Annotated in this window: 17 protein-coding genes; 11 read left to right on the plus strand and 6 right to left on the minus strand. The window is 65.1% G+C overall.

What is annotated here, in order from left to right:
- Positions 1-125: 125 nt before the first annotated feature.
- Positions 126-680 carry a chlorite dismutase family protein gene (locus QA639_RS07995; protein WP_028333145.1) on the minus strand — a complete coding sequence of 185 codons (555 nt, stop codon included), beginning with the start codon at positions 678-680 and terminating at the stop codon, positions 126-128.
- A 210-nt stretch (positions 681-890) separates the two neighbouring features.
- On the opposite strand from QA639_RS07995, the gene dnaG reads away from it, so the two are divergent.
- A complete protein-coding gene (gene dnaG / locus QA639_RS08000) occupies positions 891-2,912 on the plus strand; it encodes a DNA primase (protein WP_157346753.1) in 2,022 nt (673 codons plus the stop codon).
- Positions 2,913-3,165: 253 nt separating this feature from the next.
- The gene (rpoD, locus tag QA639_RS08005; protein WP_157346751.1) at positions 3,166-5,298 is read left to right on the plus strand and encodes an RNA polymerase sigma factor RpoD; all 2,133 of its coding nucleotides are present in this window, start codon (positions 3,166-3,168) and stop codon (positions 5,296-5,298) included.
- Positions 5,299-5,457: 159 nt separating this feature from the next.
- Here the strand turns inward: rpoD and QA639_RS08010 are convergent, their stop codons facing one another.
- Complete coding sequence (locus QA639_RS08010) at positions 5,458-5,694, minus strand: hypothetical protein (protein ID WP_026192271.1); 237 nt, start codon at positions 5,692-5,694, stop codon at positions 5,458-5,460.
- Positions 5,695-5,864: 170 nt separating this feature from the next.
- Entirely contained in the window at positions 5,865-8,669 is a 2,805-nt protein-coding gene (locus QA639_RS08015; protein WP_283089491.1) for a CHAT domain-containing protein, read from the minus strand.
- Positions 8,670-9,185: 516 nt separating this feature from the next.
- Here QA639_RS08015 and QA639_RS08020 point away from each other — a divergent pair.
- The 3 genes from QA639_RS08020 (at position 9,186) to QA639_RS08030 (ending at position 11,628) form a co-directional block, all read left to right on the plus strand.
- Complete coding sequence (locus QA639_RS08020; protein WP_157346747.1) at positions 9,186-9,596, plus strand: ester cyclase; 411 nt, start codon at positions 9,186-9,188, stop codon at positions 9,594-9,596.
- Between the two features lie 167 nt (positions 9,597-9,763).
- Positions 9,764-10,570: a lytic murein transglycosylase gene (locus tag QA639_RS08025; RefSeq protein ID WP_283089492.1), complete on the plus strand. Its 807-nt coding sequence runs from the start codon at positions 9,764-9,766 to the stop codon at positions 10,568-10,570.
- 209 nt (positions 10,571-10,779) lie between these two features.
- The gene (locus QA639_RS08030; protein ID WP_283089493.1) at positions 10,780-11,628 is read left to right on the plus strand and encodes an FRG domain-containing protein; all 849 of its coding nucleotides are present in this window, start codon (positions 10,780-10,782) and stop codon (positions 11,626-11,628) included.
- Between the two features lie 100 nt (positions 11,629-11,728).
- Here QA639_RS08030 and QA639_RS08035 read toward each other — a convergent pair whose 3' ends face one another.
- Both QA639_RS08035 and QA639_RS08040 read right to left on the minus strand, forming a co-directional pair.
- Positions 11,729-12,670, minus strand: a complete 942-nt coding sequence (locus QA639_RS08035) for an IS110 family RNA-guided transposase (protein ID WP_283089494.1) — start codon at positions 12,668-12,670, stop codon at positions 11,729-11,731.
- Positions 12,671-13,166: 496 nt separating this feature from the next.
- Positions 13,167-14,036: an SDR family NAD(P)-dependent oxidoreductase gene (locus QA639_RS08040; RefSeq protein WP_092087469.1), complete on the minus strand. Its 870-nt coding sequence runs from the start codon at positions 14,034-14,036 to the stop codon at positions 13,167-13,169.
- A gap of 160 nt (positions 14,037-14,196) precedes the next feature.
- Here QA639_RS08040 and QA639_RS08045 point away from each other — a divergent pair, with 160 nt between their 5' ends.
- The 6 genes from QA639_RS08045 to QA639_RS08070 all read left to right on the plus strand — a co-directional run bounded on the left by QA639_RS08045 (position 14,197) and on the right by QA639_RS08070 (position 19,585).
- A complete protein-coding gene (locus tag QA639_RS08045; RefSeq protein ID WP_028333151.1) occupies positions 14,197-14,601 on the plus strand; it encodes a response regulator in 405 nt (134 codons plus the stop codon).
- 115 nt (positions 14,602-14,716) lie between these two features.
- Positions 14,717-15,328: a LysE family translocator gene (locus QA639_RS08050; RefSeq protein ID WP_028333152.1), complete on the plus strand. Its 612-nt coding sequence runs from the start codon at positions 14,717-14,719 to the stop codon at positions 15,326-15,328.
- Between the two features lie 691 nt (positions 15,329-16,019).
- Complete coding sequence (locus tag QA639_RS08055; RefSeq protein WP_157348932.1) at positions 16,020-17,222, plus strand: GGDEF domain-containing protein; 1,203 nt, start codon at positions 16,020-16,022, stop codon at positions 17,220-17,222.
- Between the two features lie 86 nt (positions 17,223-17,308).
- On the plus strand, positions 17,309-17,929 hold the full coding sequence (locus tag QA639_RS08060) for a peptidoglycan recognition protein family protein (protein WP_157348931.1): 621 nt from the start codon (positions 17,309-17,311) through the stop codon (positions 17,927-17,929).
- A 199-nt stretch (positions 17,930-18,128) separates the two neighbouring features.
- Positions 18,129-18,506, plus strand: a complete 378-nt coding sequence (locus QA639_RS08065) for a VOC family protein (protein WP_028333155.1) — start codon at positions 18,129-18,131, stop codon at positions 18,504-18,506.
- A 218-nt stretch (positions 18,507-18,724) separates the two neighbouring features.
- Complete coding sequence (locus tag QA639_RS08070) at positions 18,725-19,585, plus strand: L,D-transpeptidase (protein WP_028333156.1); 861 nt, start codon at positions 18,725-18,727, stop codon at positions 19,583-19,585.
- Between the two features lie 1,352 nt (positions 19,586-20,937).
- Here the strand turns inward: QA639_RS08070 and QA639_RS08075 are convergent.
- On the minus strand, positions 20,938-21,789 hold the full coding sequence (locus QA639_RS08075; RefSeq protein ID WP_283089495.1) for an aminoglycoside phosphotransferase family protein: 852 nt from the start codon (positions 21,787-21,789) through the stop codon (positions 20,938-20,940).
- Between the last annotated feature and the right edge of the window lie 275 nt (positions 21,790-22,064).

The following is a 22,064-nucleotide window of genomic DNA, read 5'->3' on the forward strand; positions in this document are numbered from 1 at the left end:
GCTCGGACGTAACCGCATATGAGGTCATGGCCGGGCTTGTCCCGGCCATCCACGTCTTTGTTGCAGCCAGCAAGGAAGACGTGGATGCCCGGGACAAGCCCGGGCATGACGATGAAGAGGGTACGTTACACCTCCCGCACCACGCGGATATCGACCTCGCGCTCGACATAGGTCCATTCCTCGGTCGCGCGCAGCATGCCGACCAGTTCGTCGAACAGGGTGACGTGGTCGGGGGCGAACTCGAACCAGGTCAGGAAGTCGAAGGGCATGCCGAGGTCGCGCGAATGAAACAGCTGGCGGGCGATCGCGGGGAGGAATTTCAGGGTGCCTTCGATGTGGTGCGACTTGTCCTCGAAGATCTTGCGGCGCTCCTCCTGCGTCAGCTCCCACCACGCCGCGGATTTCCTGATCGGGATCAGCGCCGCGTGCGTTGCCTCGCTGCGGCCGAGCCCGGCCTGCACGGCCAAGAGCTTCTCCCGCTCCTCCTTCTCGGTGTAGCGCAGATGGCTGGCGACGCCGGCGAGCCGCCAGGAGGTCTGCGCCGGCAGCAGCGGCAGCGCGATCGACTCGCTCGCAACGATCGACAGCGCCGCGACCTTCGGCAGCGTCTCGCCCTTCACCCGTGTGATGGACGTGACCTGCCAGCCGCCGCTCTGTCCGCCTCTGAATGTCGTGAACATGGCCTATCCAATCCCGGAAGCGGGGAGGGGGCAAGGTGGCCGCACAGGCTCTCCACCGTGGATTTGGGGGTAGCCCGCTCGACGGAGCCCTGACCGGCTAGACCTGTGAATAGCCCGGAAAAGCCCCACATTGTTCGGCATGGCGGCCCGTGCCGCTATATGGCTAACCGGTTGTCCGCGATTCGCCGCCCGAGCCCAAAATCCTGACTGATGCGTTTCACGCCCGAATTCCTCGATGAGCTGCGCGCCCGGCTTCCGGTCTCGGAAGTCGTGGGCAGGCGCGTCAAGCTCAAGAAGGCCGGCCGGGAGTGGAAGGGGCTGTCGCCGTTCCAGCAGGAGAAGACGCCGTCGTTCTTCGTCAACGACCAGAAGCAGGCCTGGTTCGACTTCTCGTCCGGGCTGAACGGCAACATCTTCGACTTCCTGATGAAGACCGAGGGCGTGACTTTCCCCGAGGCAGTGGAACGTCTCGCCGCGATGGCGGGTGTCCCGCTGCCGGCGGTGACGCCCGATGCCGCACGGCACGAGCAGCACCGCCGCACCCTGCACGACGTGATGGAACTGGCGACCAAGTTCTTTGCCGACACGCTGGCCTCACGGGGCGGCGCCAAGGCGCGCGGCTACCTCGCCGACCGCGCCATCTCGCCGGCGACCCAGCTTCAGTTCCGGATGGGCTATGCGCCGCCGGACCGCTTCGCGCTCAAGGAGCATCTCGGCGCGTTAGGCATCTCCACCGACGACATGGTGGAGGCCGGGCTTCTGGTGTCCGGCGAGGACAAGCCGGTGCCGTTCGATCGCTTCCGCGACCGCGTCATGTTCCCGATCACGGATGCCCGCGGCCGCGTCATCGCGTTCGGCGGGCGTGCGCTGGAGAAGGACGTTCCGGCAAAGTACCTGAACTCGCCGGAAACCACGCTATTTCACAAGGGCGACAATCTCTACAATCTGTTCACCGCACGGCAGGCCGCGCATGATGGCGCGCAGCTGATCGTCGTCGAGGGCTATGTCGATGTCATCGCCATGGTCACGTCGGGCTTTCCCGGCGCTGTCGCGCCGCTCGGCACTGCGCTGACCGAGAACCAGCTCGGCCTGCTCTGGAAGATGGTCGACGAGCCGATCCTCTGCTTCGACGGCGACCGCGCCGGACAGAAGGCGGCTTATCGTGCTGCCGACCTTGCGTTGCCGCAGCTCAAGCCCGGCAAGAGCCTGCGGATTGCGCTGCTGCCGGAAGGGCAGGATCCCGACGATCTCGCCCGCTCCGGCGGCCGCGGCGCGATCGAGGACGTGATCTCCGCCGCGCGTCCGCTCGCCGAAATGATCTGGTCGCGCGAGATCGAGGGCGGTAATTTCGATACGCCCGAGCGCCGCGCCGCGCTGGAGGCGCGGATCGGCGAGCTCACCAACGGCATCCGCGACGAGGTGGTGCGCCGCTATTACCGGCAGGACCTGCAGGAGCGGCTGCAGCGCAATTTTGCGCCCGAGGGCGGACGCGGCGGTTATGGCCGCGGCGGCTACGGTCGGGGCAATTTCGGCGGCGGCCGCGGCGGCGAATCACCCCGCCAGTTTGCCCCCCGGGGACTTGCCCAAAACGGCCGACAGGGAGGCCCACAGGCCGGCCGGTTCGGTGCCACCCCCGGGATTTCACGGGGTCCCTATCAGGCCGCCAGCCCCCAATTGGCCAACAGCCCGATCATGCGCGGCCAGCGCAGCGCGATCTCCCGCCGCGAGGCCCTGATCCTGCAATCCCTGATCAACCACCCCTGGCTGCTGCACGACCATCTCGAGGAGGTGGCGGCGCTGGAGCTCGCCCATCCCGAGGCCCACAAGCTCAGGGCCGCCATCATCGCCGCCTTTGCCCACGACCATCACCATTCCCCCGACGCCGAGGAGCAGGCCGAGAATATGCGCGCCGACCTCGAAGCGGGCGGATTATCCCAGATTCTTCAAAGGGTTGAGCGGGCGATCACAACCCAGGCGGTGTGGGGCGCGCAGGTCGGCGCGGCGCGCGAGGATGTTTTATCAACCTGGCGTCAACTCGTTGCCTTGCATCAGAAAACCCACGCCTTACTTAGGGAAAGAAAAGATGCGGAAGCGGCTTTGGCTGAAGACTCCAGCGAGGCCAATCTGGCATGGTTGCAGGATATCCAGGCCCGGATGGCAGAAGCCGACGGGACCGAAGCCCTGATTGAAGGGTTCGGCGAATTATCGGGCCGGTTCCAGCGTAATGTCTGATAACAAAAATGCTGCGGACGGCGCTGGTCGCACCCGCAAAAAGACTCGCCAAATCTATGGTTTGGCTGCAAAAACAGGGTTAAGCGAAACTTAATAGCCTCGCGGCTATTGCAGATTGGAAACCGTCGAGACGGATGACAGGGGTGGCGAGATATTGCGCCGCCCTTTGTGCGTCGAGAGAGTAAATCTAGATTTCGTGCGGATGCGCGTGCGTGGCGCCATTTTGCATGACCGCGTTTCGGGAGCTTAGTGAATGGCCACCAAGGCAAAGACGCTGCAGGTTAAGGACAAGGAAAAAGACGACAAGGCAGCGGATGCTCCTGAGAAGGATGCCGCTGACGCGCCGTCGCCGTTGCTCGACCTGTCGGATGCCGCGGTGAAGAAGATGATCAAGCAGGCCAAGAAGCGCGGCTTCGTGACCTTCGATCAGCTCAACGAAGTGCTGCCCTCCGATACGACCTCGCCCGAACAGATCGAAGACATCATGTCGATGCTGTCAGACATGGGCATCAACGTCACCGAGGCCGACGATAGCGAAGGCGAGGACGAGAAGGACGACGGTGACGACGAGACCGACAACGAGCTCGTCGAGGTCACGCAGAAGGCCGTCACCGAGGTCAAGAAGTCGGAGCCCGGCGAGCGCACCGACGATCCCGTGCGCATGTATCTGCGCGAGATGGGCACCGTCGAGTTGCTGTCGCGCGAAGGCGAAATCGCGATTGCAAAACGCATCGAGGCCGGCCGCGAGGCGATGATCGCGGGCCTCTGCGAAAGCCCGCTGACCTTCCAGGCCATCATCATCTGGCGCGATGAGCTCAACGAAGGAAAGATCTTCCTCCGCGACATCATCGATCTCGAAGCTACCTATGCCGGACCGGAATCGAAGGGCGGCATCAATCCGAACCTGATCGGCAACAACGGCGCCGAGGGCACCGCGGCTGAAGGCAATGGCGGCGATGCGCAGGGCAGCGCGCCGGCCCACGTCGCGCCGCCGGCAGCGCCGCCGTCGCCGACCCCGTTCCGCGCCGCGCCCGCCGGTGGCGAAGCCGCCACCGAGGAGAAGGATCCCGCCGAGGCCGCCGCCGAAGGCGACATGGACGACGACGAGTTCGAGAACCAGATGTCGCTCGCCGCCATCGAGGCCGAGCTGAAGCCGAAGGTGGTCGAGACCTTCGACAAGATCGCGTCCGAGTACAAGAAGCTGCGCCGCCTGCAGGAGCAGGACATCGCCAACCAGCTGCAGAGCGAGTCGCTGTCGCCCTCGCAGGAGCGCAAGTACAAGAAGCTGAAGGACGAGATCATCGTCGAGGTGAAGTCGCTGCGCCTCAACCAGGCCCGCATCGATTCGCTGGTCGAGCAGCTCTACGACATCAACAAGAAGCTGGTCTCGTTCGAGGGCCGCCTGCTGCGCCTCGGCGACAGTCACGGCGTCGCGCGCGAGGACTTCCTGCGCAACTACCAGGGCTCCGAGCTCGATCCGCGCTGGCTCAATCGCGTCTCCAAGCTGTCGGCCAAGGGCTGGAAGAACTTCGTCCATCACGAGAAGGACCGCATCAAGGACCTGCGCCACGAGATCCAGTCGCTGGCGGCGCTCACCGGGCTCGAGATCGGCGAATTCCGCAAGATCGTGCACGGCGTGCAGAAGGGCGAGCGCGAGGCCCGTCAGGCCAAGAAGGAGATGGTGGAAGCCAACCTCCGTCTCGTGATCTCGATCGCCAAGAAGTACACCAACCGCGGCCTGCAGTTCCTCGACCTGATCCAGGAAGGCAATATCGGCCTGATGAAGGCGGTCGATAAGTTCGAATATCGCCGCGGCTACAAGTTCTCGACCTACGCCACCTGGTGGATCCGGCAGGCGATCACCCGCTCGATCGCCGACCAGGCCCGCACCATCCGCATCCCCGTGCACATGATCGAGACGATCAACAAGATCGTCCGCACCTCGCGCCAGATGCTGAACGAGATCGGCCGCGAGCCGACCCCCGAAGAGCTCGCCGAGAAGCTCGGCATGCCGCTCGAGAAGGTCCGCAAGGTCCTCAAGATCGCCAAGGAGCCGCTGTCGCTCGAGACGCCTGTGGGCGATGAAGAGGATTCGCATCTCGGCGATTTCATCGAGGACAAGAACGCGATCCTGCCGATCGACGCCGCGATCCAGTCCAACCTGCGCGAGACCACCACGCGCGTGCTGGCCTCGCTCACCCCGCGCGAGGAGCGCGTGCTGCGCATGCGCTTCGGCATCGGCATGAACACCGACCACACGCTGGAAGAAGTCGGCCAGCAGTTCTCGGTCACCCGCGAGCGCATCCGCCAGATCGAGGCCAAGGCGCTGCGCAAGCTGAAGCACCCGTCGCGGTCGCGGAAGCTGCGGAGCTTCCTGGACAACTAATATTTCCGATTGTCATTGCCGGCCTCGACCCGGCAATCCATCGAAACAACAACGGCGGGCCTGGGCCCGCCGTTTTCATTTTGATCCGTCTCCGACGTCATTGCGAGGAGATTGCTTCGCTGCGCTCGCAATGACGTGGATAGAGTTAACTGGACGCCGCTATTTCTTCTTCGCGCCGACGCGCTCGATGGACTTGATCTCGAGCGGCGGGCGGCCGCCCTTTTCGGCGATCTCGCGGTCCTGCTCGCGCAGGAAGGCGCGCACCGGCTCGTCGCCGTCGAGCCCGCCAATGAGCTCCGACGGCACGCGGCGGTTGGAGCGCTGCGAGCCGTCTTCATAAAACACGTTGAAGAAGGCGAATTCGCCTTTGGGATTGGTCCCGGGTTTTTTCGGCATGCGCGGCTTGTCCTCGATCGGGGCGCCGCTGTCAAAGCAAATCGCCTGTGCCCGCGCGCCGGTCTGCCCTGCGCGATCGGGTTGCGTGCGGCCCTTGCGCAACGCCGGGCGCAGTTCGGCCCGGCATGCGCTCGCGGCGCCCGTCCGGTCACATCAACGACATATACGGCTCAGCCCTCGAACAGCACGAACGCCGCCCACACGCTGGCGTCGCCCGCGCCCGCGACCTTGCCGTCGCGCGCATCGCGCCTCGTCCAGCGCAGCGCATCGGAATAGGTCAGGCCCTCCGCGAGGTGCTCGTAGAAGCGCACGGTGAAGTTCGCGGTGCCCTCGTCGGCGACCGGCCACAGCGTCAGCAGTGCGCGGCGCGCGCCGGCGATGCCGAGCGCGGTCGGCAGGCCGCGCAGGCCGCTGACGAAGCTCTCGTCGCCGCGGCCGGTTTCGCAGGCCGACAGCACCAGCAAGTCGAGCCCGGACAGGTCCCAGTCCATCAATTCGAAGGCATAGAGATAGCCGTCGTTCTCGTCGCGCAGCGGAAATCGGCCGTCGCCGGCGCCCGACAGCACGATGCCGCTCTGCCACAGCGTATCGAGGCCCGACGCCGTGCTGTCGTGATAGAAGCCGTGCGTCGCCAGATGCGCGATGCGCGCCTTGCCGATCGCCGCGCGCAGCGTGCCTTCGCTGACGCCGCGCCCGGTCAGCATCTCGACCGGCGCGCCGCGGGTGCGGGCGAGTTTTGCGATCGCCTCGATCTCGGTTCGGGTCGCGGGCAGCGGCATCGGCCCCGGCTCGCCATATTCGATGCCGCCGGCGAGCAGCATCGCGCCCTGCTGATCGAGCGTCTCGCGCGCATGGATCGCGATCAGCGCATCGGGGCTGGTCAGCATCCGGATCGTGAACTTGTCCTCCAGCAGGCCGCCGCCACTGCCGGGCAGCAGCGCGAACGGCACGGCGAACAGGAAGCCGTCGGGCACGACATAGAGCGTGGTCTTGTCCTGCAGCAGCGGCTCGAGCGGCGCGAACAGCCGCGCCCGGAGATTCTGGAAGCGGCCCTTGACGTCGGGCGCGTGAGCGTCGGGATCGGGCACGGTGGCCCGCGTCGCGCGCAGCCGCGCGATCTCGGTGCGCACGCCGGCGTCGACCATCCGGCCGGGATCGCCGAGATCGATCACGCGCGGCTCGCTCGTTGCAGTCTCGACGATCGCGTAGAGCACCGTCGCCGCCAGCGGCGCACTCGCCTGGCGATCCGCCTTCCATTGCCGGGTGATGAAATAGTTGACGACGGTTTCCTGCGCCGCGAGCAGCTGCGACGGACGGATCGGGTCCTGCGGCAGCTTCATGCCGATCGCATCGAGCCGCTTCTGCAGCGCCTTCTCGGCCGCGTCCTGCCGCCCCCACACCGATCGCGCCCAGTCGTCGATATTGCCCGACGAGAACAGCTCCTGCTTTTCGCCGTTGAGCCGGAGCGCCGTGCGCAGCAGCGTCGCGGTCTCCTCGTCCTTGCCGGCCATTTGCGTCTCGAGCTGGCGCAGCGCCGTGGCGTCGGCGCCGCCGAGCGTCTTCCAGCGCAGCACGGCGGCGGCAAAGGCCGGCTGCGCTACGGCGGAGCCGGCGCCGGTGGCGAAGCGGCCGAACGCGAACAAGAGATGGTCGGCATGGGCGCGGATCGCTTCGGCGACGGCGCGATCGCCCGATGTGCCGACCTCGCGCTTCATCCAGTCGAACATCTCGCGGTCGAGCGCGGCGAAGGCCTGCACCGCGCGGGTTGGATCATCAGCGATCAGCGCGGCCGCGATGCCGAGCTTGATCTCGAAGCTGATCGGATGCTGCGCCGTGAAGGCGCGGGTCGAAATCGCCAGCGCGGTCTCGCGCAGCCGCATCCCCTTGTCCCGCTCGCCGCGCTGCTCGCGTTGGCCGGCAGCCAGCACCGCGGATTTGATGCGCAGGAAATCCGCAAAATTCGCCTCATTGGCGACGATCGCCTCCAGCCGCCCCAGATCGGCCGGCGCGATCGCGGCGTCGCCGGCGGCGAGCATGTCGGTGTAGAACAGCCAGGCGTCGGCCTGTCCGGCAAAGCTCGGATCCTTCGGCGCCATCGCGGCCGCGATCGCGCGGTGGCGGCGGAAATAGCGGCGGGCGTCGTCGAAGCGGCCGAGATTGAGGAAATCCTGGCCGGCGTTGTTGACCGTCACCAGCGTGTTGAGATGGTTCTCGCCATAATGTCTGGCGCGCTTCTCGATCGCGAACAGATCGAGCTCGAGCGCCTTCGCCGGCGCGCCGATCTCGCGCAGCATGTCGGCATAATTGTTGGCGAGCTTCCAGGTGGTGCGGTGGTCGGGCCCCAGCGCCTTCTCCGCGCGCTCGAAATTGTGCCGGCCCAAATTGGTCGCCGACGCCGCCGAGCCGTTGGCGGACAGCGCGACCGCGAGCTTGTCGCTCGCGATCAGCGATTCCTCGGAACCTTCGCCCCAATAGGCGTTGAACGCCGCGATCGCCTTCATGTAGAGCGGAACGGCTTCGGCTATCCTGGCGTGGTCGGACAGCAGGATCGCGTACATCAGCAGCACGTCGGCATTGCCGGGCGGCCTCTGCGCCGCCGCCTTGCCCTGGAACGCGCGTACGAACAGCTTTTCGGCGAGATCGTCGCGCTTGATCGCGCGCAGCGTCGCGGTCGCGTCGAAATACTGCTCCATGACGAACTGGGCGTCGTCGAGCTTGTCTGCGGCATCCAGTGCTGCAAGCAGCTGTGCATAGCCGGCGTCGACCTTGCCGCCGCGCGTCAGCGCGACGGCGTTCTTCATTTGCGCGGCGATCGCCTGCGTGCTGCCGGCGCCCTGCGCCGGCGCACGCTTGGCGGGGGCGTTCTGCGCGGCGGCGGTGTCGATCGTTGCGCTCAAAACAGCACCGAGCGCGAGCACGACACCGATCGATGCGGCAACCCTGCGCGCGCGTGTAAAATCCCCGGCGATCGTCATCGACAGCACATCCTCATCCCCAAACGCGTCATCGGATGGCGTCCCCAAATGACGGCGGCGTTGCAGCCGACGTGGCTGGCTTTAGCGGCGCGACTTTGCATGAACAAGACAGCGCGGCCGGCCGCCTGGCGGCGGAGGCGGCTTGCCCAGCCCGTGCTTCTTGGTCGCGGCGGCGGCTTCGGCGTTCATGCGTTGCGTCCGCAAATGCTGCCGTGCGGTGTGTCGCTCGCCCGGGCACCGCCGCTTGCATCCCACGGGCAGTCAAGCCAACGGATGATGTTACCGCCGGTAGGCCGGCCGGCCCGCCGTTCGCGCAGAAGCGAGGGAATGGCTGGCGGCGGGGCCGCGCACGCCGGCGCACTTTCCCGGCAGCCGTCTTTCGCATCGGCGTGCAAACGAACGACGGCCGAAAGCTGAGCTTTTTTCTGACCATCGTCACTTGCGCCATGCCGTCCGATTCGCGTATGAGGCGCATCCTTCTCTTTCTACAACCATCCCATCGAGAACCCACCGCCGATGTCCAACGCCACAATCGACGCCAACAAGGCGCTCGTGCTCGCGCATTACGACGCCGTGACCAACCGCCACGATCCCGAGGCGATCCGCGCGCAGCTGGCGCCCGACTTCTTCGACCATGCGGCGGGCAAGCGGCTGAGCGCCGAGGACGTGATCGCGCATTCGGCCGCGATGCACGAGACCTTCGCCGACCTGTCGGCGGTGGCGGAATGCCTGGTGGCCGAGCGCGACATCGTCGCCGGCCGCTTCGTCTGGCGCGGCCGGCACCGCAGCCCATGGCGCGGCATTCAACCAACCGGCCGCCACGTCGAATTCCGCGGCATGACGTTCTGGCGGATCAGGGATGGCAGGATCTCCGAGCGCTGGGCGGAGATCGATTTTGTCGGGTTGGAGCGCCAGCTCAGGGATTGAGCTTCAGCTACATGCCGATCGATGGATGGATGCGCCGTGGTCATTCAGCGTGCGAACATGGATTGAGGCGCGTAGCTGCCTGCCGAGGATGGAGCGTCGTGCCGACACTTTGACTGCCTCGTTTGCTCCATGGCATGATCGGCCAATCGAAGCAGGGGGATTTTTGCATGCTCAGGTGTCGTTTGGCGGTTGTATTCGGCGCCTTGCTGCTTGCCACCCCCTCCTACGCCGCGCGCTGCGGCGGCAGTTTTCCCGGCTTCGTCCAGTCGTTCTCGCAGGAGGCGGCGAGCGCCGGCATCCCGCAGGACGTGATCTCGGCTGCGCTCGGCGGCGTGCAGCAGGATGGCGGGGTGCTCGCCTTCGACCGGCGGCAGCGCTACACCTTCAACAAGACGTTCGAGCAGTATGTCGCAACCCGGGTTGGGCCCGGGCGCATCAATGGCGGCCGCGCGATGCTGCAGCGGCATGCCGCGCTGCTGTCGAAGATCGAGCAGCAATACGGCGTGCCGCGCCAGATCCTGGTCGCGATCTGGGGGCTCGAGACCGATTTCGGCAAGGGCGACATGGGCAAGCTGCCGGTGTTCCGCGTACTCGCGACGCTGGCGCATGATTGCCGCCGCACCGACCTGTTCCAGGGCGAGCTGCTCGCCGCGCTCAAGATCGTGCAGCGCGGCGATCTCCGTCTCAACGATATGATCGGCGCCTATGCCGGCGAGATCGGCCAGACGCAATTCTTGCCGTCGTCCTACGTCAAGTATGGCGTCGATTTCGACGGCGACGGCCATGTCGACCTGCGCCACTCGGTCGCCGACGTGCTGGCCTCGACCGCGAACCTCCTGCACACCAGCGGCTTCAAGATGGGCGCGCCCTATGGCGAGGGCACCGCGAATTTCGAGGCGATGCGCGAGTGGAACAGGGCGGTGATCTATCGCAAGACCATCGGGTATTTTGCCGATCAGCTCGTGGGGCGGTGACCGCTCTGCGGTCATCCCGATGCGCAATTGCGCATCAGGGCGCGCGCCTCGGCGCGAACCCGGGATCTCGAGCCGCATATCTGCTGTCATTCCGGGGCGCGCGTAGCGCGAGCCCGGAATCCATCGGGCCGCATCACGTGTTGAGGTATGGATTCCGGGCTCTCGCTTCGCTCGCCCCGGAATGACGGGTTGAGAGTGCGGGACATCTCATGGAAACCATAGGCAGCCAAAAAATCTGGTCGTTCTTCGACCGCCGCGGATGCCAGGTCGCGAAGAACTCGGCGGTGCGGGAGGGGCCGGGCCATCGCGTCGGCTCTTATCTGGAGCTCGCCACCAAGATCGCCGAGCTGCAATTCCTCAACCGCGATCATGTGCTGCTGTTTCGCGGCCAGGGCGCCGACTACAGGAACATCAAGCGCAACTCGTCGCTGAAGCCGACGCTGTTTCGCGGCGGCCGCGGCAATCCCGATCAGGCGACGCTGGTCGGGCGGTTCGATGCGCTGCAACGCGCCGAGCGGATCCTGATCGCCGTATACGCCGGGGAAAAGCTGCTCGGGCTCGAGCGGTTGAAGCGGCATCGCATCCTGCGCTGGTCGATCCTGCAGCATTACGAGGTCTGCACCACCCCGCTGCTCGACGTCACCCATTCGATACGGATCGCCGCCTCCTTTGCCTCGCTGGCGGAGACCGGCACCGCCTTCCTCTATGTGCTCGGCGTGCCGAATTTGAGCGGCGCGATCACCGCGAGCGCCGAGGCCGGCCTGCAGATCGTGCGCCTCTCCAGCGTCTGCCCGCCGTCTGCGGTGCGCCCGCACATCCAGGAGGGCTATCTGCTCGGCGAGTATCCGGAGATGTCCGGCACCGAGCAGAAGGAGAACTACTTTCCCTACGAGATGGATTTCGGCCGGCGGCTGGTCGCCAAATTCTCGTTCACGCCGGCGTCGTTCTGGAAGAACGACAATTTCCCGCAGGTGACGAGGAGCGCGCTCTATCCGTCGGAACGGAGCGATCCGCTGTTCCGGCTGGCGCTCGCCGTGAAGAGGCAGCTGGGCGGGTAATCCCGTGTCGCGATGACGCGCAGGTGCGACTCGCAGGCATAGTATGACCCGCGGGTCGTGCAGCATCCTCAGCGTCGTCCCGGGCTTGACCCGGCAACTGTTATGTCGGCTTGGTCTGCAGGTAGGGCTTTCTGTCGCGCATCATGGCGTTGAGGACCGTTAGGAGCTTCCTGGCGACGGCAATGAGAGCGAGCTTGGCTGGTTTGCCGACCTGTCGCAGCCGCGCGTAGAAGGCCTTGAATGGATCGGCCCGACGAACCGCGTTCAGAGCCGCCATATAGAGGGCGTCACGAACGCGCTTTCGGCCGCCGGCGATCTTGCGTTTTCCACGGAAGGCGCCGCTGTCGACGTTGAAGGGGGCAAGGCCCGCGAGCGCGGCGATCTGCTTCGCTCCAACATGTCCAAGTTCCGGCATCTTCGCGATCAGCTGCATGCAAGCCACGGGACCCACGCCCGGCAGTGAGCGCATCAACCGCGCATCGTCCGCGATCTCCGGCTCGGCCTTGGTCAATGCGTTGATATCGGCCTCGATCTCGGCGATCTCGCCATCGAGAACCTCAATGAGCCGACTGATCCGTTCGGCCATGGCGCGGTCGTCGGCCTCGCTGCGCCGGTTCTTCTCCTGCGCGCGCATGAGAACCAGTTGGTCCCGCCGTTTTGCAAGCCCTGCCAAAGCGTTGCGGGCGGGATTGGCGGCCCGCTCGGTTGCCGGCTGCATGACCCGGCCAAAGGCCGCCAGCATCCGTGCATCGATCGGATCGGTTTTGGCAAGTTGGCCGCTGGCCCGCGCAAAATCGCGAGCTCGAGCCGGATTGATCCGAGCGAAGCGGACACCGGCCTGGCTTAGGGCCTCGCGAAGCGCGAGGTCATAGGCGCCCGTGGCCTCGAAGACGACCAGCGCATCGCATCGCCAACGCGCCACCTGCTGTGTGATGGCCTGTGCCGCGTTGGCGATGCGCCTGGACACGCCGTCAGCTTCATCAAAGATATCGAGATGCTTCTTGGAGACGTCGATTCCGACATAACGAGGGGGTATGATCACGGTGCCTGTCCCTGTGATGCGAGGTCTGTTGGCGCAGCCTCGTGCAACTGTTCAGGTTGGTAATGGAACGGGCGGGAGGCCGAGCCGGCTCACGGCGTCAAGCGCCAAGGACCCAACGGCTTCCCGCCCAACCCATCCTGACAGACTTCCAAGACACAGGGACCCATAACCACAAATGTCGGTTGTCGCACGACGCTGTGGCCCCCGGCGTGTCTCACCAACCCGATCCTGTGGTTATGGGTCCCGGCTTTCGCCGGGACGACGGCTGTATGCGCGTCGCCGCCGCAGGGCCTCGGGTCGCGGCGTCGTGCGTTCGCTCACTGATCGTGCAACATCCTCGGTGTCGTCCCGGCGAAAGCCGGGACCCATAACCACAAATGTCGGTTGTTGCACGACGCTGTGGCCCCCGGCGTGTCTCACCAACCCGATCCTGTGGTATGGGTCCCGGCTTTCGCCGGGACGACGGGTGATGCGCGGGTTACTCCGCGCCATTGTGCTACTGGCTCGCCCTCGCGGCATCGCGCGCGATCCGTCGCGCCGCCGTCTTCTCCATCATCCGTTGCATGGTTTTCCAGTAGGTCGCCGGGCGGAAGCGTTGTAGCAGGTCCATGAAGTATGCGTCCTTGCCGATCAGGATGCGCGGCTGGTTCTTCTCGATGCCGGCGATGATGCGCTGTGCGGCCGCGGTCGGCGTGGTCCTGGCCAGCGCGTCGAAGCGCTCGATCGATTCGGCGCGGCGGGCATTGTCGGTGACGCCGGTGCCGGCGCGCGAGTTGCGCGCGATGCTGGTGGCGACGCCGCCGGGATGCACCACGGACAGGCGCACCGGGCTGTTCGCCACCGCAAGCTCGTGGCGCAGGCTCTCCGAGAAGCCGCGCACCGCGAACTTGGCCGCGCAATAGGCGCTCTGGCCGGGCGGGGCGATGATGCCGAAGATCGAGGAGATGTTGACGATATGTGCCTCGCGCTGCCGCGAAAGCTGCGGCAGGAAGGCGCGGGTGCCGTGCACCACGCCCCAGAAATTGATGTTGAACAGCCACTCCATCTGCGCCTGATCGAACTCGCCGAACTCGCCGAGCAGCGCGACGCCGGCATTGTTGACGACGATGTTGAGCGAGGGATGCGCCGCAACGGCGGCCTCCGCGAACGCCGTGATCTGGTCCGGCTCGCTGACGTCGAGGCGATGCACGGTGACCTTGCGCGGGCTCGCTTTCGCGATCTCCGCGGCGGCGGCCTGCAGGCCGGCCTCGTCGCGGTCGGCGATCGCCAGATCGCAGCCGCGCAGCGCCAGTTCATGCGCGAGCGCGCGGCCGATGCCGCTGGCGGCTCCGGTCACGGCAGCGGCGGATCCAGGGATCGCGGTCATGTCGGGTGAGCTCCATCTCAACGGGGGTGGTGGTTGCCAAGCGAGGAACACGGCATTTCCACGCTTTTCTCAAATTGGAACTGAACCATCCAGTGATTTTGGGCATTTAATCTATGTTACGCGCTCGAACCGAAGCATTCAAACCAAGGGAGCCACACCCATGGGACAGTCAAAGCCCTATCGTGCGAAGGCCCTGGTGGTTGAGGACGACCCGATGCAGCGCGAGATGATCGGGCTGCTGCTGGAGGAAAGCGAGTTCGACGTCATCGCCTGCGAGAGCGCCGAGGCCGCCGAACTGGTGTTGCAGGGCAACGGCGACAACGTCGTGCTGATGATGACCGACGTCGAATTGGCCGGACACATGACCGGCATCGAGCTCGCTTATGCCGCGAAGAAATACAGGCCCGATCTCGACGTGATCGTCACCTCGGGCAAGCCGCTGCGGCAGCGCCTGCCCGAAGGCGCCTTGTTCTGGGCCAAGCCCTGGGCGCCGCTGGACGTGATCCGGGTCGCCGAGATGAAGGCGTCGGAGCTTTCGCATCGCGGATGGCGCAGGTCGTCATAACGGGGTGCCGGCGCCGGCGCCGGGCGGAGGCCGGCAGCCGCTTCCGCCGTCCCCGTCGCCGTGATATTGGCGGACGATGTCCCGCCCGCCGAGGATTTGAAGTGACGGACTTGAAGTGACCTGGTCCTTTCTGCTGACGTCGCTGATCGTGGTGGCCTCGCCCGGCACCGGCGTGCTCTATACGCTCGCGGTGGCGTTGACCCGGGGAGCGCGGGCGAGCGTGGCGGCGGCGTTCGGCTGCACGCTCGGGATCGTGCCGCAGATGATCGCGGCGATGCTCGGGCTCGCGGCCATCCTGCACACCAGCGCCGTGGCGTTCGCGGCGCTGAAATGGGGCGGCGTCGTCTATCTGCTCTACATGGCCTGGCAGGCGCTGCGCGAGCGCGGCGCGCTCGCCGTCGACACCGAGATCAAGCCGCGCTCGCGCCGGCGCGTGATCGTGACCGCGATCCTGATCAACATCCTCAATCCAAAGCTGTCGATCTTCTTCCTGGCCTTCCTGCCGCAGTTCATCGCGGTCGACGAGCCGCATCCGCTGGCGCGGATGGTCGAGCTCAGCTGTGTCTTCATGGCGATGACCTTTGCGGTGTTCGCAGTCTACGGGCTGTTCGCCGCCTCGGTGCGCGACCGCGTAATCACCCGGCCGAAGGTGATGGCCTGGCTGCGGCGGAGCTTTGCCGCGGGCTTTGCCCTGCTCGGCGCCAGGCTCGCCTTCGCGGAGCGCTGACGTCGCGGCCGTCAGGCCCTGATGCAGGCAATAAAAAAGCAGGCGTTGCGCCTGCTGCCATGCGCCCCGCCAGTTCGGGGCCGATCGATGTAGGGTGGTGAATTCGAGGTTGACGTCGCTGCGACCGGTCGTCCCGGTCCGGGTGCCCGGGCAGGGCGAGAGCCGCTACCCGGGCTGGAATTCGTTACTTCTTGGCGGCCTTCTTCTTGGTGGCCTTTTTCGCCTTCGCCTTCTTCGCCTTCTTCGCTTTCTTAGCCATAGTATCCTCTCAGGGTTTCATGGATTGAACGCGACTCCGAGGCATGCTTGGCGGAGGGCCAGCCTCGCAACATCCTCGATATCAAACTCAGCAGATTCGGAGGCTGCTGCCGCGTGCTGTCACGGCGCCGTCATCGTGTTATCCACAACTGTTACGCGTTTTCGCCAGCTTTTTCGCAAAGCGTTGCGCATGTCGCGCGTCGCGGCGTCGTCGCATCCGTCATGCTTAACGATGCGCAAACGGCGGATGCGCAGATCTTCATCGATTCAAAACCACAGCGCGGATTGGCACGTTGTGGGTGACGCTCCGTTAAGCGGCGCGGCCGCATGCTGTTCCGCAAGACAACGGGGATTGTCATTTGAGGAAGCGCCCGGAGGGGGCAGACGGTCATTTCAGGAGAGGCGAGGCCGATACGGCTCTCGAACAGGGGCGATGTTGAGCGTTCCGACGCTTTGGACGGTATTCATTATCAATTTTCTCGCGCTCGGGCTGATCTGGGCCTATGTCGCGCGGAGCTATCCTGCTTTCGGCGCGGCGCGGTTCTGGACCGCGTCGGCGCTCGTCGCCTCCGCCGGCGCCAGCTGCGCGATGCTTCGCGTGATGCTGACGGACTCGCTGCTGCCGCTGCTTGCGGCGGGGACCTTGATGGTGTTCGCCGCCGGCCTTGCCGCGATGGGCATCGAGCGGTTCTACGACAAGCCCGCGACCTGGCGCGCCACGTTGCTGACCACAGCGCTGGCCTTCGCCGGTCTCGGCACCTTCATCTTCGCCTATGACAGCATGCCGATGCGCATCCTGGTCTACACCATTGCCCAGGTCACGCCGTTCGCGCTGACGCTGAAGCTGTTGCTGTCGTCCGAGAACGGCCGCGTCAGCCCCGGTGCCCGGCTCGCCGGCATCGTCGCCTCCGTGCTGATCGGCATCTATGCGCTGCGCGCCGTCGGCGCGCTGCTGCAGCCCGGCGAGTTCTCCTTCGTCCGCTTCTCTGCGGGGCAGTCGCTGGTGATCCTGCTGATGGTGTTCCTGTCGATGGCGCTCAATTTCGGCTTCCTGCTGATGGCGATCGACCGGCTGCGCAACGAGGTCGCCGACCTCGCGCTGCTCGACGATCTCACCGGCGTCGGCAACCGCCGCCATCTCCTGCAGCGGCTGACCGAGGAATGCGCGCGCTCCGACCGCAACGGCGAGGCGTTCGCGCTGCTGGTGATCGACCTCGACGGTTTCAAGGGCATCAACGACACCCACGGCCACGCCGCCGGCGACGCCTGCCTGCAGCATTTCACGCTGATGGCGCAGACGCGGCTCCGCCCGGGCGACATGCTGGCCCGCACCGGCGGCGACGAGTTCTGCATCGTGCTGCCGTCCTCGAGCCTGCGCGAGGGCGCGATGATCGCGCGCCGCGTGCTCGAGGTCTGCCGCGCCGACGCCGAGCAGTGCACCGGCAGGGACATCCCGATCGCGGTCTCGATCGGCGTCGCGCAATGGACCCGCGAGATCGGCCCGCATCCCGATCGCCTGGTCGCCGCCGCCGACCATGCGCTCTACGATGCCAAGAAGGGCGGCAAGAACGGCTACGCGACCTACGAGCCGAAGCTGCCCAAGACGGTCGAGGCGAGCCTGCGCAAGCGCGCCTGAGCGTGCTAAAGCATGATCCGGAAAAGTGCGAAGCGGTTTTCCGAAAAGATCATGCTGAATAGAGAGACGACACCGGATATTCAGTGATGATGCTTCGCCTGCTCACCGCGCTCGTTGCGCTGGTCCTGTCCGCTGCCGTGTCAGCCGAAACGCCCGATCTCGCGACCATCGCGCGATCGCAAGGAACGCCCGAGATTCCCGGCTTGAAGATGGTCTGGCTGGCGCCCTGGGGCGACGTCGCCAAATCGCATCCCTGGCGCAATATCATCGTGCACCAGACCGAGGGGCCGCAAGGCTCGGCACGATACGGCGCCGAGGCGCAGCACAAGAACCCGACCCGGCGCGGCGTCATGGTCTGGGTCGAAACCGACGGCACGGTCTATTGGGCGGTCGCCGACAACCTCGTTCCGACCCACACAGACGGCGCCGATCGCAACGACAACAAATACGTCGACAACAGCAAGACCTATCACCAGGTGAACAAGGACACGTCGATCGGCGTCGAATTCGCCGGCAATTATCCCGACGTCACGACGGGCCCGACCGACGCACAGGTCGCGGCCTGGCGGGTGCTGGTGAAGCTGCTGCGCGCGCGTTACGGCATTCCGCCGGAGCGCGTCTACGCCCACAACTGGATCGACTTCAAGGATGCCCGCTACTGCGAGGGCTGCACGCTCGCCACCATGGCGCGAGAGTGGGGCGAGTAGGGCGGCGTACTCATCAAAATCCGGGACGCCGGCGTTCGGGGACGAAGCGGCAACCCGACCCGACCTCAGGGATACCGCCTTCTGACCCGAAGCGGTCATGTGGCTGTCCCAACCCCGACTCCCACCTTAAAGGTGACAAATTTTCAGACATTGAGAAGAGCAGGCGAAAGTTTGCTGCGTGACGTCGGAGTGCACCAAGATGAGCCCTTCCGGAGCTTTGATCGCGATCCTGCCGTGCAATGACCTTGATGCGTCGGAGCGGTTCTACAATCGGCTGGGCTTTGCGCGCCCGGACGGCGAAAGGCCTGCTCCGGGAGAGCCCGACACCTATCGCATGCTGTCGAACGGGAAGGGCGGATATCTACATCTGACGGACGCGGTCGAGGGATGGCTGACGCCGGGCAGAAACCCTTTTGGGCTTTATCTTTATCTCGAGAGTGTTGATGCCGCGGCCCGCGAATTTCAGCAATCGCCCGAAGACAAGCCGTGGGGGATGTACGAATTTGCGGTCTCTGATCCAGATGAAACGCTGGTCCGTGTCGGTTGGCCAACCCGCCTCCGCACCGGAGCGCAATAATTCGTCTGCTTTTGGCCCCTAGCCGACATAGCCAAGAGCGCCTGCTTTGTCCGCTTCGTCGGATGGGTGGAGCCGGCGATCGAATGTGGACGATGGGTGTTGCAGAACAAGGACTGGCGTTAACGACGCTTGGCGATTTCCAGCTTGAGCGACATCGCTTCGAAGCTTGTTAAAATTTGCCGGATACCCCTTCCGGGCATAGCGATCAGGGGAGAGGTATGGGTAAGCGAGCCAAACGTGGAAAGACCGAGACGCTCGCGCTACCGGTGGCCGGAAGAGTTGCAATCGGCGCAGTAGCCGCTGCCGCATTGGGGTACGGTTTGCTGTCGCGCCCGGCGAGCGTCCAACCGATACGGAAGCAAGCCGCGCACCAGGCCCCGGCGCCATCGACTCCTATTCACGTAGCGGCACCGGTTCAGGTTCCAGCGCAAGCTCCGGTTCCAATCCCGGTCCCCGCGCCCCGGATCGAAACACCAAACGTCGCTGACGCTCCCGGAAAATTTGTTCGGCAGGTGGTTGACTACGTCAGTCACCAGCCGCCGGGCACCGTCGTCATCGATACCGGAAACACATTCCTCTATCTCGTTCTGAACGGCGGGCAGGCGGTGCGCTACGGCATCGGTGTCGGCCGCGAAGGTTTCACATGGTCCGGTGAACAGGTCGTGGCCCGCAAGACAGAATGGCCGGACTGGCGTCCGCCGGCAGAGATGATTTCGCGCCAGCCTTATCTGCCGCGGTTCATGGCGGGCGGCCCCGGCAATCCGCTCGGTGCCCGGGCGATGTATCTGGGCGATACCGAATACAGAATTCACGGCACCAACAAGCCCGATACGATCGGGAAGCGGGTTTCGTCCGGCTGCATCCGGCTGACCAATGACGACGTCATGGACCTCTATGATCGGGTGAAAGTCGGCGCGAAAGTGATCGTGCTTCCGGCACAAGCCGCCCATCGACCATTCCCGGGCGCGCCGCCCGACGCTGCCGTCTCATCGCAGGAACCGGCGTCGCCGTCGAGCCGGCCCTCGGCAGCCAACGCGCAACCGCAGTCATCTCGACCGAAGATGGCCGACGCCCAGTAACTCAATTCCTCTGTCCCAGATCTACAACTTGAGAAGCAGCCCCTGATCAAAATGGGCTAGGTGGCCGCACCGGAACTTGCGGCATGCCAGGCGTCGGTGCGCTGTATGAGACCGTATGATCGCGTGCGTGGGGCATTGGTAGTAGCGCGCTGCAGCAACAGCGGTTTCTTGTGGATCAAATTCGGGAAAGTCGTAGCGTCGTGAGTAGAGGCTGTGCCGCTACAGCCTTCCAGCCCCGGCAGCCCCAGCTCACCCCCTGAGCTGGGGCTTGCCCGTTCCTCGTTCGATGGTCGATCGAGATGGATGACGTCGAGTACGGCCTGATAGGTCTAGCGATCGTTTTATTCGTCGTCGGCGGGGGCGCTCTTCTGCTCGGATGATCAGCGCTACAACCCCCACACCATCGCGATGGCCAAGAGCACCAGCATGCCTTATCGCATGGTCGAGGTGTGGTGGAACGTCGGCCAAATCCGCACGACTGAGCACATCGTAAATCGGCAAATGCCCGCGGCAATTGCCATCCCGAACTAGTCCTAACCAACAGACGGGCAGGCAAATCGCGTGCGCAAAAGTAGTAGCGCGCCGCAGCATTGCGGTTGGCAGTGGATAGAAACTGGGAAAAAGGCGCAATGTAGCGTCGTGGGCGGAGGGCGGCCGCCACAGCCTCCGAAGCCGCGTCAGTTCCAGCTCAATCCGCCTTCCAGCTGGGCGCACCGGACGGGGAGGGAGATCTCATGAAGGCAGCGCTCTTGGCATTATCGCTCGTTGGTCAGCCGCCCGTACAAATTTCAGACAGTGTTCCCAACTTCGATATCAACGCGCTTTGCGCGGACGTTTCCGTTGACGATAAAGCGTCGGGACTTCCCCAGGACGCGAGTAAGTGCGTGAGTGACGAGGCGGTTGCGCGGCAGCAGCTAAACTCGATCTGGCTAACTGTCCCGGCAGGACCGCGAGAAAGTTGCGAACTCGAGGCGGGGTCAGGGCAAGTACAAAGCTATGTCGAACTCCTCATTTGCTTGAAAATGATTGACTGGGACTCGCCATCGACAGTGCCCTCTCAGAGGCCCAAGCAAGGTTCGAAAACGCCAGGCAATTGAGCGCCGTTCGAAGAATTGCGGTTGAAAGAGGCCGCCAGCTGAGGCGGCGGTAGGTCAGTTTGAGAACTGCCCCCCGAGAGATTTTCCTTGGTTAAATAACGATGTTTACCAGCTAGGACGGAACGGCCCTATTCTTGGGCTGTGAAGCGTACGGAGAGGTCACCATCATGTTGGCCGATCAAACGCACGGACCGGCAAAATGAAATGGCTCCGATCTGGCGGCCAGACCGGAGCCATACGCGCGACCAAGACAATTCAGTCTTCCGAGCGCAGGGCCGCCTCGACGCGCTGGATCAGCCGCTCCCGCATCTCAGGCATGGCCCCGCCGAGCAGGAGGAAGACGCGGACGATCGGCAAATAGGGCTGCATCGCCGCCGTCAACGCCGCAGGGGCTATGCCGGCCAGCCGCGCATACTCCGCCTGCAGAACCGAATTGACCGTGGCCCGCTCCGGATCGTCGGCATGTTCCGGGGCAAGCTCGGCAATCAGGACATGGCACTGTGCAATCTCATAGGCGGCGGGCGCACGAGCCGCGCCGAGCCAGTCGATCAGTCTCGGACCCTGCGCCGTCATGATCACGTTGCCGGGGTGAAGGTCGGAATGGCACAGCACGTCATCGGGCGCGAGGTGCTCGATCAGCGCGAGGACGCCGGTGGTGATGCGCTCCGGAAGCACGCTGCCGCCGAACCGCAATCTGGCGTCCATCGCCTCGCGCAGCGAGAGTGCGTCCGGCGGCGGTCGCGTCTTGTGGACGGCACGGCAGAGCGTCGCAAGGATTTCGCCCGCTTGTTCACGCGTGATGGCGCCGGTGCGCGTAGCCTGCGTCAGGGTCGGCCCATCGAACCGCGGCAGCACGATGCCAAAGCGGCCGTCCAGGGTGACTTCGCCGAGCACCTCCGGCGCTGGGCCGCCGGCGGCGAAGACCGCGCGGGTCATTTGCGCCTCGTGCCGGACGACCCACTGCGGGATACCTGGCCTGGACAATTTGACGACCTGACCGGGTGCCCAGGCGTGGACATCAGCGAAGACGCCTTGGCCGATCTTTTCCCCCAGCGATCCCTGCATGCCCGTTCTCCGCCGTGCAGAGGAAACACCGGCGGCGAGCAAAAAGAAACCCCTCCGTCGCGGGGCCGCCGGACACCATGATCGCCTTGTAACCTGCAGAGACCTTCGTCCACTCCGCAAACTGCGACATCAAAGAGCATCGCATGCTGCGATGTCGCACGTGGTTCAGCCCTGCCAACGTAGCCGGTTAAACCGGTACGATGCCTGCTCACCCTCTTCTGCTGTGGATCAGAACTCGGCGAGCACCCGGCTGGTCGACCGTTCGTGGAGCGGCACCAAACCGTGGGCTCGAAATTCTCTGCGCTAGCGGCAAGGCT

This window comes from Bradyrhizobium pachyrhizi (assembly GCF_029714545.1).
In the GTDB taxonomy this organism is placed as follows: Bacteria; Pseudomonadota; Alphaproteobacteria; order Rhizobiales; family Xanthobacteraceae; genus Bradyrhizobium; species Bradyrhizobium pachyrhizi.